Here is a 12,421-nt window from a genome sequence, read left to right on the forward strand (position 1 = left end):
TTCAACGCAATCGTGAGGTTGCCTGATGAGCGGCGAATTGGTGCTTGTCACCGGCGGATCGGGGTTCCTCGGCGCTCACTGTATTCTGGCCCTGTTGAAGGCAGGCTACCGCGTGCGGACGACCGTGCGGTCCAGCAAACGCGAGGCCGACGTTATCGCCATGTTGAAGGCCGGCGGCGCCGAGCCGGGCGACAGGCTCTCCTTTGCCATAGCCGACCTCATGAGCGACGCCGGCTGGCCCGATGCTATCGCCGGCTGCGACTATGTTCTGCATGTCGCGTCACCGTTCCCGCCCGGCGTGCCCAAACACGAGGACGAGCTGATCGTTCCAGCCCGCGAGGGCGCCTTGCGGGTGCTCAGGGCTGCACGAGACGCCGGTGTCAGGCGCGTGGTGCTCACCTCATCCTTCGCTGCTATCGGCTATGGCAAGATGCCGCCCGACGGCCGGCCCTTCACCGAGGAGAGCTGGACCGATCCAACGGCCAAGGTCAGCGCCTATGTGAAATCGAAGACGCTCGCCGAACGCGCGGCCTGGGATTTCATCGCCGCCGAGGGGGGCAGCCTGGAGTTGGCGGTCGTCAACCCGGTCGGCATTTTCGGACCTGTGCTGGGGTCCGATCATTCGACCTCCACCGAATTTGTCCAGCGCATGATGAACGGTGCCATGCCCGGATTGCCGCGCCTGTCCTTCGGCGTGGTCGACGCGCGCGACGTGGCCGACCTACATGTGCGCGCCATGACCAATCCCGCCGCCAAGGGCGAGCGGTTTCTGGCCGTCGCCGGCGATTTCATGACCGTGCGGGCGATTGCGCAGACAGTGAAGACGCGGCTCGGCGTGGCCGCCTCGCGGGTCTCGACGCGGGAGCTTCCCGATTGGCTGGTGCGGGTGGTGGGGCTGTTCAACGCTGAAGCCGCTCAGCTCGTGACGGAACTCGGCAAGGTCAAGAACGCCACCAACGCCAAGGCGGTGCGCATGCTCGGCTGGGCGCCTCGCTCGCGCGAGGACGCGCTGGCCGCTACCGGAGAAAGCCTGATCAGGCTCGGGCTGGTCAAGACCCCGAAATAGCGCGGCGGGAGAAAGACTTCCCGCCGCGCTGGTTTCAGCCAGCCAGGGCTGCCTTGTTGGCCTCGAGGAACTGCTTCAGCGGTATCGACTTCCGGCCGGAAAGTGTCTCCACCGAGTCCGTCACCATGCCAAGATCGCCGGCGCGCGTGGCGGCGTCGAAGGACACCAGCAGTTTGGCGATCGGCTCGGGAAGCCCGGCTGCCTTCATCCCCTCGGTGAGCGCTTCGTCGGAGAGCTGGACGACCTGGATCGGCTTGCCGGTGACTTCGGTGACGAGTGCCGCGACTTCGGCTGATGTATAGGCCTTTGGGCCAGTCAGCGTGTAAGTCGTGCTTTCGCTGTTGTCCGAAGCCAGCCCCGCGGCAATGGCCGCGGCGAGATCGTCGCGCGCGCCATAGGAAATGGCGCCGCCGGCCGCGGACGTATACCATTGGCCCGATGCGAGGATTTGCGGCATCGCCATGAACAGGTTCTCGTCATACCAGCCATTGCGGAAGATCGTGTAGGGAATGCCACTGGCCTTGATCGCCTGTTCGGTGTCGTAATGATCGGGGGCAAAGAGCACGGCGCAACCCGGCTCGGTGTTGGGCAGCGAGGTGTAAAGCAAGTGGCCGACGCCAGCCTTGCTGGCCGCCGCGACCGCCGCCAGCTGCTGTTCGCGCCGCTTTCCCTGGATCGCCAGCTCGTTGGTCGAAATGATGAGCGCCCGGTCGGCGCCGGCGAAGGCCTTGGCAAGCGAGGCCTGATCGTCGAAATCGGCCTCGCGAACGGTGACGCCGCGCGCCGACAAGTCGGCAAGATTGGCCGGCGTGCGGGTGGTGGCGATGATCCGGGCCGCCGGCACCTCGAATGTATTCAGCAGATGATTGATAACGCTGCGGCCGAGCTGGCCGGACGCGCCGGTAACGAGAAGAGTTGCGGTCATGGGGGATCCTGACATTGCGCCGGAAGGCGGTTCGGGTGGCAGTCTCAAAAAGAGCCCAGCACTAAAATAGGAATTGACCCGATGCCGTAAAGAAGGCAGTTTTTCGGGAGGTAGGCACACGCAGGGAACCAGCCATGGACAGCCGGACCGTCAATCTGAAATCCAAACTCGAAGTCTATAAAGCGATGACCGACGGCGGAAACATTGCCGATTGCCCGGTCCGCGACGTCATCCAGGGGCTGAATGGCAAATGGAGCTCGCTGTTGACGGCGGCCCTGGCCGAGCAGCCTTATCGCTTCGGCGAATTGCGTCGGCTGGTTCCCGACATCTCGCAGCGCATGCTGACCCAGACGCTCTATGACTTGCAGCGCGATGGCTATGTGCATCGCGAAGTGTTCCCGACCAAACCGCCCAGCGTCGAATACAGCCTGACAGACCTCGGACGATCAATGTTCGACGCTTTGCAGTATCTGTTGCAGTGGGCTGAAAACAACCACGACGCGGTGCGCGACGCGCGCACTGCCTTTGACTCGACACAGGCTTGACCAGCCGCGTAGCGCTCTGCGTCGCGACTTGATTTCATCCGGCGGCTGAAGGATTGTCCCGGCCAGTTCGGCTTGGGGGCAACGGCATTTCCTACGATATCGCAATTGCAGGCGCCGGTCCGGCGGGACTGGCCATGGCGCTCTATCTCAAGCGGGCCGGACACCGCATCACCATCTTCGAGCGTTTCGAGGAACCCAAACCTGTAGGCTCAGGTCTGATCCTGCAGCCGACCGGGCTGACGGTTCTGGCCGATCTCGGTCTGCTGGACGACATACTGGCGCTTGGGGCCCGCATCGATCGGCTGCATGGCGCCGACGCCTCGACCGGCCGCACCGTGCTCGACGTCCGCTACGACGCTCAGCACGGCGGCCGCTTCGGCTTGGCGGTGCACCGGGCGGCCTTGTTCGGCGTGCTGTTTCGCGCTGCCCGGCGCGAGGCGATCGCCATCGAGACCTGCGTCGAGATCGAGACTATGGAGACCGGCGAACGGGCGACGCTGATCTGTGGCAACGGACGAAGGGCAGGACCGTTCGATCTGGTTGTCGACGCCAGCGGCGCACGCTCGAAACTGCGGCAGTGCGCCGATAATGCCGGAGCACCACGACCACTCACCTATGGCGCGTTCTGGGCATCGCTGGACTGGCAAGGCGAGGGCTTTGACGAGCACGCGCTTTTGCAGCGCTACGACAAGGCCAACGTGATGATCGGCGTGCTGCCGATCGGCCGGCCGGAACCGGATGCCGAAAAGATGGCGGCATTCTTCTGGAGCCTGAAACCGGCGGATGCCGATGCTCTGCGCAGCCTCGGCATCGATGCCTGGAAGGAGCGGGTGGTGCGACTGTGGCCGCAGGCCGAGGCGTTCACCAGCCAGATCGACAGTTTCGACCAGCTCTCGCTGGCCCGCTACGGCCACCACACGATGAAGTTTCCTGTTGGCCGGCGGTTGGCCGTGATCGGCGATGCCGCGCATTCGACCAGCCCGCAGCTTGGCCAGGGCGCCAATATGGCGCTGCTCGACGCTGCGGCGCTCAGCCATGCGCTGGCGCGCGCGGACGGCGTGGAGGCGGCACTCGAAGCCTACGCCAATGCGCGGCGCTGGCATGTGCGGGCCTTCCAGGCACTGTCGCTTGCATTCACGCCCTTCTACCAGTCGGATTCCGTGGCGCTGCCCTTCATTCGCGACAGGCTGGTGGCGACGATCGCCAGGATTCCGCCGGCGCCGCGGTTTCTGGCCTCGATGGTGGCCGGAACGGTGGTCGATCCGTTCAGGCGGGCTGGACTTGCCGAGGCGCGGTGGCCGGATCGCCTTGCCGAATGAGGCTTGATAGAAAAGATCCCTTCGCCCGCAGGAAAGCCTGCAGGCGCTGCGGATAGTCCGGCGCCACGGCTTGCCTGATCGACGGACGGTCGCTTAACGCCTTGCGCCAGGCCTGGACAAGCGGCTTGCCGTCCAGGATGCCGAAATCGCCGATCCGGTCGAAAGCGTCGAGGTACCGGAAGACCGGGCCGTAAACGGCATCGACCAGGGAAAGGCGGTTGCCAGCGAACCATGGTCCGCTCCGCGGGGCATCGCCCGGCAGTTCAACCTCAACACGGTCGAACATCGCCGACAGCGCGCTGGACTCGGCGAGGAGGCCGGCCTCGCTCGATGCTGAATAGAGCCGGCCGATGGCGTTGAGAATGGCTGAGCCATACTCGATCCAGGCACGGTGCCGGGCGCGTGCATAGGGATCAGCAGGGTGGAGGGGATTGGCCTGCGTCTCCTCGAGGAATTCGAGGATGACCGCGGATTCGAAGATTATCGTCTCGTCGCCAGTTTGCTGTACGCGCAGCAGCGGCACCTTGCCGAGCGGCGAGATTGCCTTGAACCAGTCCGGTTTGTCGGCGAGGTCGATGTCGATGCGCTCGAACGGGACGCCTTTCTCCGCCAGCGAGATCGCTGCACGCTGGACATAGGGGCAGAGGGGATGGCTGACGAGAATGAGGGTGTCGGCACGTTTCATGGGATGTGTCTCTCGATATCGATGCATTTGCATCTATGTAGATGCATCTGCATTGATCGTCAAGCTTGATGCAGTTGCATCTATCTCTTATGGTGCGGCCATGACAGAGATGCCTTCGCCGGATGCCATCAAGGTCTGGGCCCGCCTGATGCGGGTGTCACGCCAACTGATGGAGCGTGCCGAGGACGCGCTGAAGGAGGGCAGTCTGCCGCCGCTTGCATGGTACGACGTGCTGCACGAGCTTGCGGAGGCCGGCGAGGGCGGCTTGCGGCCGTTTCAATTGATCGAGCGCACCCTGTTTGCGCAATACAACATCTCGCGGCTGTTGGCTCGGCTCGAGGCCGACGGACTGGTCGAGAAACTGCCGGTGGCCGATGACGGCCGCGGGCAAATCATCCGCGTCACGGCCAAGGGACGTGAGACGCGCCGCCGGATGTGGGCGGTCTACGGACGCTCGATCGCCGAACTGGTGGGTGCCAAGCTCTCGCCGGATGAGCTGGGCATGGTCTCGGCACTGCTCGGCCGGCTGCGTCATCCGCCTGCCACGGACTGAGCCTGCGCATGGCGCGGCCGCGCCGGCATCGGCAGATATTTTTCTTCTTTGCCCTTGCGCCGATCCTCGGATTGCGCAATATGCCGAACCGTAACGTACGGTACGGCGCTCGCGGAGGCGAGCAAGGACCACCATTAACAGGAACGGGACGTGTTGCAGGCTCACGCCGACACCAACAACAGCGAGACGCTGACGGAGCGGCAGCAGGCCGTTCTGGATGCGGCTTTGCGGTTGCTGGTCGAGGACGGCGATCACCTGACCATGACCGCCGTGGCGCGCCGCGCGAGTTGTTCCAAGGAAACGCTCTACAAATGGTTCGGCGACCGCGATGGGCTGCTGACGGCGACCGTGCAGTGGCAGGCGTCCAAGGTGCGCGTGGCTTCGGTCGACGGCAAGGGGCTCGACCTTGCCTCGCTGACGGCGAGCCTCGAGCGCTTTGCCTGCGACTGGCTGAAAGTGATTTCCAGCGATACCTCGATCGCGCTCAACCGGGTGGCGGTCGGCCATGCGGGTTCGGGCAAGGACAATCTCGGCGCCGTCGTGCTGGAGAACGGACGCTTTGCACTGGCCAAGTGGCTGAAGCCGGTGCTTGAAGCCGGCCGGCATGCCGGGCTCCTTGAATTTACGGATGCCGAGATGGCGTTCCGTACCTTTTTCGGGCTGGTTGGCCGGGATGTGCAGATCCGTCTGCTGCTCGGTGACCGGCTGGAATTGACTGAGGCGGCGATCGGCGGCGATGCCATCCGCGCGACGCAGCAGTTTCTCGCTCTTTTCGGAGCAAAAACCGGGCCGCGAGGCCTTTGATCTTAGAAAACGGGAAGGAAGTAAAATGCGTGTCTATTACGATCGTGATGCCGATCTCAACCTGATCAAGGGCAAGAAAGTCGCCATCATCGGCTATGGCAGCCAGGGCAGGGCGCATGCGCTCAACCTCAAGGATTCCGGCGCCAAGGAAATCGCGATCGGCCTCAAGGCCGGCTCGGCGACCGCCAAGAAAGTCGAGGCCGACGGGCTCAAGGTGATGAGCGTCGCCGACGCCGCCAAATGGGCCGACCTGATGATGATGGCAACGCCCGACGAATTGCAGGCCGACATCTACAAGAACGAAATCGCGCCGAATATCCGCGATGGTGCCGCGATCGCCTTCGCGCACGGCCTCAACGTGCATTTCGGCCTCATCGAGCCGAAGTCGACCGTCGACGTCGTCATGATCGCGCCGAAGGGCCCGGGCCACACGGTGCGCGGCGAATACCAGAAGGGTGGCGGCGTGCCGTGCCTGGTCGCCGTCAACCAGGACGCCTCGGGCAACGCGCTCGACCTGGCTCTCTCCTATGCATGCGGCGTCGGTGGCGGCCGTTCGGGCATCATCGAGACCAATTTCCGCGAGGAATGCGAGACCGACCTGTTCGGCGAGCAGGTCGTGCTGTGCGGCGGCCTGGTCGAACTGATCCGCGCCGGCTTCGAGACGCTGGTGGAAGCCGGCTACGCACCGGAGATGGCCTATTTCGAGTGCCTGCACGAGGTCAAGCTGATCGTCGACCTGATCTATGAAGGCGGCATCGCCAACATGAACTACTCGATCTCCAACACCGCCGAGTGGGGCGAATATGTCTCGGGTCCGCGCATCATCACCGCCGAGACCAAGGCCGAGATGAAGCGCGTGCTGAAGGATATCCAGACGGGAAAATTCACCTCGGAATGGATGCAGGAATACCGCGCCGGCATGTCGCGCTTCAAGGGCATCCGCCGCAACAACGATAGCCACCAGATCGAGGAAGTCGGCGCCAAGCTGCGCGCGATGATGCCGTGGATTTCCAAGAACAAGCTGGTCGACAAGGCCAAGAACTGAGCGATCCAGGCTCGACCAATAAAACGGCGCCGCGAGGCGCCGTTTTTATTTCAGATTGCCAGGTTCGGTTACAGCTCAACTATAAGGCGACCAGCACTGCTGGCGCGGGCCGTTGTAGGGCTGGAACGTGTTGTCCCAGGCGCGATACGACCGGTACCTGTTATAGCACCACTGGACATGGGCGCTGGAAAGCCGACCCGCACGGTAGTAGCGATGCGGGTGATAGTACCGCGGATAGGAGTCATAGTAATAGGGATCATAATAGTTGTTGTAGGCCAGGCTGCCCAATCCGAGGCCGAGGCCTAGACCCAAAATGGCCGCGTCACCATCATCGAAGTTTCGACGATGATGCCGCCAACGCCAGTTGTTATTGCCATTCCAGTTGCCGCCGTTCCAGTTACGGGAAAAATTACGTTGACCGCTGAAGTTGCCGGAGCGGAATCTGAAGTCGCCGCCACCGTTGTGCCAGCGCCAGATCGGGCGATTGTTGCCGCCGGCCCAGCTGTCGCGGACGGGGATGATCTGCGGCGCGGGCGCCGTGGTTGCGGTCGAGAGATCCGGTTGCAGGATCGGGCCGGCGAGCGACGGCACCGTCAGTCCCGCAACAAGGCCGAGGCTTATCAGCCCGGACCGGAAGGAAGAAAAGAGCGGTTTCATTTCACTCTCCAAGGAGTAAAGGCCCCACGCCGACACACCGGGAAGAGGCCTATTGATGGGACTTTTCCTATGAACGGAAGATGAACAGAAAGGTTCCGTCAACCATGACGGGCATGCGCCTCGGCTCTTGTGTTGGCTGTCGCTTGCGGGCAAAGGTCAGGACATGTCGCTGCGCCTTGCCACCTTCAATGTCGAGAACCTGATGAACAGGTTCGATTTTTCCGGCTATCGCAACCAGCTCAACGAGGATCGCACGCTGGCGCTGTTCGATATCCAGAGCGAGGCCGAATACAGGATGTTGGAACAGGCGCGAGCCATCGCGCAATCCGACGATACGCGGCAGCTGACGGCGCTGGCCATCGCCGCCACCCGCGCCGACATCATCTGCATGCAGGAGGTCGACAATATCGAGGCCTTGAAAGCCTTCGAATATGGCTATCTGTTCAAGATGGTGGGGCAGGGTTACCGCCAGAAATACACCACGTCGGGCAACGATTCGCGCGGCATCGACGTCGCCTTGATGATGCGCAATGAAACCGCGCAGGGACAGCCGATCGAATTCGTGCGCATGACCAGCCACGCCTATGTCACCTACGAGCAGTTCGGGCTGCACACGCCAGAGCTTGCGGCCCTCGGCAACCAGGCCAACGAGCGCATCTTCCGGCGCGACTGCCTGGAAGTCGACATCAAGGTCGGCGGCGCGCCGATGACGCTCTATCTCGTGCACTTCAAGTCGATGGGGTCGCCCCGCAACGGGCTCGACGGACGCGAGGCGACGATGCCGGTGCGCATCGCCGAGGCGCGGGCCGTGCGGCACATCATCGAGGAGCGTTTCGGTCGGGAACATGCCGCCGACAAGCGCTGGGCGATCTGCGGCGACATGAACGATTACCGCCAGCGCGTGAAGATCGCCGGCGATGAGATCGACGGCTATCGTTTCCAGGTGGTGGACGAGAACCTGTCCTGCATCAACGTGCTGACCGCGGGCGGCTTCTGCGAAAATGTGGTCGAGCGGCGGCCGGAAATGAACCGCTGGACCTTCTATCACACACGCGGACCCGAAGAGCGGCATCTGTGCCAGCTCGATTATGTCCTGCTTTCCAGGGGACTGGCGGCGAAGAATGCCACCGCCGTCCCCGACATCATCCGCAACGGCCAACCCTGGCGCACGATCTTTCCCGCGGGCCAGGAAGTCGAGCGCTTCCCGCGTGCCGGCTGGGATCGGCCCAAGGCTTCGGACCACTGCCCGGTGGCGATCACGCTGGACATGGTCTGATGGGCAGAATGGGGCCTGAGCGCCGGCATGAGTTTTGATCTTCCGCGCAACGTCATCCTCCCGGTCGACGCCATCGATGTGCGCCTCGATGCCGGCCCGCATCCCTTCGCGGTGGATAATGTGGAGGCGATTGCCGAGAACTGGCGGCAGGAGATAGCGGCCAATCCGGCGCTGTTCGACGGCACTGTGGTTCTGCTTTCAGAGCTTGCCTATCGCGACCGCAGCCTCATTGGCCGCTGCCATCCGGTCAACTACTCGACCTTCATGCTGTGGCGGAAGCGGCGCGAGAATTCCGGCGCCGAACACGCCTATGCCCATGCCATGCTGGTGGCCGGCGACAATGCGCTGGTGGCGATCCGCATGGGGCCGCGAACGGTCAATGCCGGTCGGGTCTATTTCGCCGCCGGTTCGTTCGAGCCGATCGATTTCCGTGATGGTCTCGTGGATGTCGATTTCAACATGATCCGCGAGGTGCGCGAGGAGACCGGCCTCGACCTGTTGGACGCCAGGCGCGGCGTGCGCTGGCACGCCCTGTCTACGGCAAGCGGAACCGTCATCTTCCGCCGTTATCATGTCGATGAGCCTGCCGATGAGATCGCGCGCCGAATCTCGGCCTTCGTCGCCACCGAAGTCGATCCGGAAATCGAGGGACCGGTGATCATCCGCCATGCCGGCGACCTGCCGGACGGGCTGTCGGCGCACATGAAGCCGCTGATCGAGTGGCATTTTTCGAACGAAGGCTAAATCGTTGGTATCTTGCGTGCGCCTTGCGGAGAAGCCCAGAGATTGTGTTGTGCGATCAAATTCGCTAAAATGCTATCAACGACATCACTACAAGTAGGTTGCTATCGATGAGCGCCGTTACTATACGCAATTTGCCAGAGGAAACGCTCCGCGCCTTGAAGGTGCGGGCTGCGCACCACGGCCGCAGCACCGAGGCCGAGATGCGAGAGATCCTTGAAACGGCCGTGCGGCCGGCCAATCGGGTCAAACTCGGCTCGCTGCTCGCCGCCATCGGTCGCGAGGCCGGATTGTCGCAAGAGGATGTCGATACCTTGCAGCAGCTTCGCGACAAAACACCGGGCGAGCCGGTGCGGTTCGAATGATCCTTGTCGACACCAATGTAATTTCCGAACCGTGGAGACCTGTGCCCGATCCACGCGTCATCGCGTGGATCGATGCGCAGGCGGTCGAAACCCTATATCTCTCGGCCGTCACCGTGGCCGAGTTGCGTTTCGGTATCGCGGCGATGCCTGCCGGAAAGCGCCGCACGATCTTGCATGATCATCTTGAGCAGCAAGCACTGCCGCTGTTTGCAGGCCGTATTCTGCCCTTCGATCTCGATGCGTCGAACGCCTATGCCATCCTCATGGTACAGGCGAGAGCCGCAGGCAAGGCGATCGGCAACGCCGACGGCTATATCGCGGCCACTGCCGCAGCACACGGTCTCACGGTCGCCACCCGCGACACCAGCCCATTCGCGGCCGCCGGGTTGAAAACCGTCAATCCGTGGGAAAGCAGGATAGTGGGCAGGTAACGGGCGAGATACCATCTGGCGTGAGGCGAAAACATCAAAGGCTGCACAATCGAACAAGTGCAGGATGCAACTCAGCTTGCTGCCTATTCGTGCCGCAGCGCGTCGATCGGATCGAGCCTAGCGCCACGCAGCGCCGGGAAGAAACCGAACACCATGCCGATCAGGGCTGAAAAACCGACGGCGAGCAGGATGACTGCGGGGCTGGGCGTGAAGGGAATGGTCAGCGTCGCGGAGGCGAGGCCTGCCAGCGCCAGCCCGATCAGGATGCCGATGATGCCGCCGAGCAGCGACAGCACCGTCGCCTCGACCAGGAACTGGATAAGGATGTGCTTTTCATGCGCGCCGATGGCGAGCCTGATGCCGATCTCTCGCGTTCGCTCGGTGACCGAGACCAGCATGATGTTCATGATGCCGATGCCGCCGACCAGCAGGCTGACGCCGGCGACCGCGCCCAGCATGCCGGTCATGGTGGTGGTGGCGCTGGCCATGGCGTCGGCGATCTGGGTCATGTCGCGGATGCCGAAATCGCTTTCGCGGTCGGGAGTAATACGGCGCGCATCGCGCAAAATGTCCTCGACGCGCGGCTGCAACTCGCTGGTCGGCGTCCTGTCATCGGCGGCGATGTAGATGTTGTCGATATCGCGGTTGCCGGCGATGCGGCGCTGGTAGGCATGCAGCGGCATCAGCACGACATTGTCCTGGTCCTGGCCGAAGCCGGTATAGCCCTTCGGCTCGAGCAGGCCGATGATCTTGCAGGAGGTGCGGTTGACGCGGATGATCTCGCCCTCGGGATCGCCGGCACCGAAGAACTGCTGGCGCACCGTCTCGCCGATCAGGCAGACGCCGGTGCCCGAGCGGGTTTCGGAATCGCTGAACGGCCGCCCTGACACCAGCTTCCAGTCACGCGCGTCGAGATAGGCGCTGTCGGTGCCGGTGACGCCTGAAGTCAGGCTCTCTGTGCCGAAGATGACGCGGACCTGTTTCTGCGATGCCGGCGAAATGGCGCGCGCGCCGGAGAGATGCGCGACCAGCGCCGCCAGGTCCTTTTCGGCGAGCGGCCGCACCGCCTGGTCGAGCCCGCCCGGGCCGCCGGGGCCGGCCGGGCGCCCAGCCCGGACGACCAGCAGATTGCTGCCGAGCTTGGAAATGTCGGCCTTGACCTTTTGGGTGGTGCCGGAGCCGATGGTCAGCATGGCAATGACGGCGGCAACGCCAATGACGATGCCGAGCAGCGTCAGGAACGAGCGCAGCACGTTGCGGCGGATCGAGCGCAGCGAGAGACGGACGGTTTCCCAGATCATGCCGTCTCCATGTTCATTGTGTCGGAGGCGACATGGCCGTCGAGGAAGCCAATGGTGCGCTCGGCATATTCGGCGACGTCGGCCTCGTGCGTGACCATGGCGATGGTCAGGCCAAGCTCCCTGTTCAGCCGCGTCAGCAGTTCCATGATCTCGTGCGTGCGTGCGGTGTCGAGATTGCCGGTCGGCTCGTCGGCGACGAGCAGCGTCGGCTTGGTGACGATGGCGCGTGCGATCGCGACGCGCTGCTGCTGGCCGCCGGAAAGTTCGGCCGGCGTGTGATGCTCGCGGCCGACAAGGCCGACCTCGGCCAGCGCCTGCATGGCAAGGTCGCGGCGGTCGCGGGCGGCGACGCCGCGATAGATCAGCGGCAGCTCGACATTTTCGGCCGCTGTGGTGCGCGCCAGCAGATTGTAGCCCTGGAAGACGAAACCGACATAGAGGTTGCGCAGAATGGCGCGGCGGTTGCGGTCGAGCCGGCCAGCATCGACGCCCATGAAGGAATAGGTTCCGGCCGTCGGCGTGTCGAGGCAGCCGATGATGTTCATCGCAGTCGATTTGCCGGAGCCGGAGGGCCCCATGATGGCGACGAATTCGCCGCGCCGGATGGCAAGGTCGACGCCCGCCAGCGCATGCACCTTGGCTTCGCCTTGGCCGTAGCTTTTCCAGACCTTGTCGAAGGTGATGAGGGCAGCACCGGCGGCCACGGCC

At 63.6% G+C, this 12,421-nt stretch carries 15 protein-coding genes; 10 read left to right on the plus strand and 5 right to left on the minus strand.

The window, feature by feature from the left end; all coding sequences use genetic code 11:
* Nucleotides 1–25: 25 nt before the first annotated feature.
* Entirely contained in the window at nt 26–1,066 is a 1,041-nt protein-coding gene (locus C7I87_RS16640; RefSeq protein WP_149905228.1) for an SDR family oxidoreductase, read from the plus strand.
* A gap of 34 nt (nt 1,067–1,100) precedes the next feature.
* Here the strand turns inward: C7I87_RS16640 and C7I87_RS16645 are convergent, their stop codons facing one another.
* On the minus strand, nt 1,101–1,991 hold the full coding sequence (locus C7I87_RS16645) for an SDR family oxidoreductase (RefSeq protein WP_149905229.1): 891 nt from the start codon (nt 1,989–1,991) through the stop codon (nt 1,101–1,103).
* A 134-nt stretch (nt 1,992–2,125) separates the two neighbouring features.
* Here C7I87_RS16645 and C7I87_RS16650 point away from each other — a divergent pair, with 134 nt between their 5' ends.
* A complete protein-coding gene (locus C7I87_RS16650; protein WP_140758067.1) occupies nt 2,126–2,536 on the plus strand; it encodes a winged helix-turn-helix transcriptional regulator in 411 nt (136 codons plus the stop codon).
* A gap of 53 nt (nt 2,537–2,589) precedes the next feature.
* Nucleotides 2,590–3,855, plus strand: coding sequence for an FAD-dependent oxidoreductase (locus C7I87_RS16655; RefSeq protein ID WP_149905230.1), 1,266 nt, complete (start codon nt 2,590–2,592; stop codon nt 3,853–3,855).
* Here C7I87_RS16655 and C7I87_RS16660 read toward each other — a convergent pair.
* Entirely contained in the window at nt 3,803–4,540 is a 738-nt protein-coding gene (locus C7I87_RS16660) for a glutathione S-transferase family protein (protein WP_149905231.1), read from the minus strand. The two genes, C7I87_RS16655 and C7I87_RS16660, sit on opposite strands and share 53 nt — an antisense overlap.
* Before the next feature lie 100 nt (nt 4,541–4,640).
* Here C7I87_RS16660 and C7I87_RS16665 point away from each other — a divergent pair, with 100 nt between their 5' ends.
* The 3 genes from C7I87_RS16665 to ilvC all read left to right on the plus strand — a co-directional run bounded on the left by C7I87_RS16665 (nt 4,641) and on the right by ilvC (nt 6,942).
* The gene (locus tag C7I87_RS16665; protein WP_149905513.1) at nt 4,641–5,093 is read left to right on the plus strand and encodes a MarR family winged helix-turn-helix transcriptional regulator; all 453 of its coding nucleotides are present in this window, start codon (nt 4,641–4,643) and stop codon (nt 5,091–5,093) included.
* A gap of 150 nt (nt 5,094–5,243) precedes the next feature.
* Nucleotides 5,244–5,897 (plus strand): TetR/AcrR family transcriptional regulator, encoded by a 654-nt coding sequence (locus C7I87_RS16670; protein WP_149905232.1) that lies wholly within the window; start codon nt 5,244–5,246, stop codon nt 5,895–5,897.
* A gap of 25 nt (nt 5,898–5,922) precedes the next feature.
* A complete protein-coding gene (gene ilvC / locus C7I87_RS16675; RefSeq protein WP_013531065.1) occupies nt 5,923–6,942 on the plus strand; it encodes a ketol-acid reductoisomerase in 1,020 nt (339 codons plus the stop codon).
* A gap of 75 nt (nt 6,943–7,017) precedes the next feature.
* Here ilvC and C7I87_RS16680 read toward each other — a convergent pair whose 3' ends face one another.
* On the minus strand, nt 7,018–7,599 hold the full coding sequence (locus tag C7I87_RS16680; RefSeq protein ID WP_149905233.1) for a BA14K family protein: 582 nt from the start codon (nt 7,597–7,599) through the stop codon (nt 7,018–7,020).
* A 163-nt stretch (nt 7,600–7,762) separates the two neighbouring features.
* On the opposite strand from C7I87_RS16680, the gene C7I87_RS16685 reads away from it, so the two are divergent.
* From C7I87_RS16685 to C7I87_RS16700, 4 genes are all read left to right on the plus strand, one after another.
* The gene (locus C7I87_RS16685; protein WP_149905234.1) at nt 7,763–8,875 is read left to right on the plus strand and encodes an endonuclease/exonuclease/phosphatase family protein; all 1,113 of its coding nucleotides are present in this window, start codon (nt 7,763–7,765) and stop codon (nt 8,873–8,875) included.
* A 27-nt stretch (nt 8,876–8,902) separates the two neighbouring features.
* Complete coding sequence (locus tag C7I87_RS16690) at nt 8,903–9,619, plus strand: NUDIX hydrolase (RefSeq protein WP_149905235.1); 717 nt, start codon at nt 8,903–8,905, stop codon at nt 9,617–9,619.
* 107 nt (nt 9,620–9,726) lie between these two features.
* Complete coding sequence (locus C7I87_RS16695; protein WP_140615778.1) at nt 9,727–9,981, plus strand: FitA-like ribbon-helix-helix domain-containing protein; 255 nt, start codon at nt 9,727–9,729, stop codon at nt 9,979–9,981.
* Entirely contained in the window at nt 9,978–10,412 is a 435-nt protein-coding gene (locus tag C7I87_RS16700) for a type II toxin-antitoxin system VapC family toxin (protein WP_149905236.1), read from the plus strand. Before C7I87_RS16695 ends, C7I87_RS16700 begins: the two co-directional genes overlap by 4 nt.
* Nucleotides 10,413–10,495: 83 nt before the next feature.
* Here the strand turns inward: C7I87_RS16700 and C7I87_RS16705 are convergent, their stop codons facing one another.
* Nucleotides 10,496–11,713: an ABC transporter permease gene (locus C7I87_RS16705; protein ID WP_149905237.1), complete on the minus strand. Its 1,218-nt coding sequence runs from the start codon at nt 11,711–11,713 to the stop codon at nt 10,496–10,498.
* A complete protein-coding gene (locus C7I87_RS16710; protein WP_149905238.1) occupies nt 11,710–12,417 on the minus strand; it encodes an ABC transporter ATP-binding protein in 708 nt (235 codons plus the stop codon). The genes C7I87_RS16705 and C7I87_RS16710 overlap by 4 nt, the downstream gene beginning before the upstream one ends.
* Nucleotides 12,418–12,421 lie beyond the last annotated feature (4 nt).

The sequence above is a fragment of the Mesorhizobium sp. SARCC-RB16n genome, assembly GCF_008520305.1.
Taxonomy (GTDB): domain Bacteria; phylum Pseudomonadota; class Alphaproteobacteria; order Rhizobiales; family Rhizobiaceae; genus Mesorhizobium.

Bases quoted from the DNA above. Each gene is read 5' to 3' on its own strand.
- C7I87_RS16640 (WP_149905228.1), top strand. From the start codon at position 26: ATGAGCGGCGAATTGGTGCTTGTCACCGGCGGATCGGGGTTCCTCGGC.
- C7I87_RS16645 (WP_149905229.1), bottom strand. From the start codon at position 1,991: ATGACCGCAACTCTTCTCGTTACCGGCGCGTCCGGCCAGCTCGGCCGC.
- C7I87_RS16650 (WP_140758067.1), top strand. From the start codon at position 2,126: ATGGACAGCCGGACCGTCAATCTGAAATCCAAACTCGAAGTCTATAAA.
- C7I87_RS16660 (WP_149905231.1), bottom strand. From the start codon at position 4,540: ATGAAACGTGCCGACACCCTCATTCTCGTCAGCCATCCCCTCTGCCCC.
- C7I87_RS16665 (WP_149905513.1), top strand. From the start codon at position 4,641: ATGACAGAGATGCCTTCGCCGGATGCCATCAAGGTCTGGGCCCGCCTG.
- ilvC (WP_013531065.1), top strand. From the start codon at position 5,923: ATGCGTGTCTATTACGATCGTGATGCCGATCTCAACCTGATCAAGGGC.
- C7I87_RS16680 (WP_149905233.1), bottom strand. From the start codon at position 7,599: ATGAAACCGCTCTTTTCTTCCTTCCGGTCCGGGCTGATAAGCCTCGGC.
- C7I87_RS16685 (WP_149905234.1), top strand. From the start codon at position 7,763: ATGTCGCTGCGCCTTGCCACCTTCAATGTCGAGAACCTGATGAACAGG.
- C7I87_RS16690 (WP_149905235.1), top strand. From the start codon at position 8,903: ATGAGTTTTGATCTTCCGCGCAACGTCATCCTCCCGGTCGACGCCATC.
- C7I87_RS16695 (WP_140615778.1), top strand. From the start codon at position 9,727: ATGAGCGCCGTTACTATACGCAATTTGCCAGAGGAAACGCTCCGCGCC.
- C7I87_RS16700 (WP_149905236.1), top strand. From the start codon at position 9,978: ATGATCCTTGTCGACACCAATGTAATTTCCGAACCGTGGAGACCTGTG.
- C7I87_RS16705 (WP_149905237.1), bottom strand. From the start codon at position 11,713: ATGATCTGGGAAACCGTCCGTCTCTCGCTGCGCTCGATCCGCCGCAAC.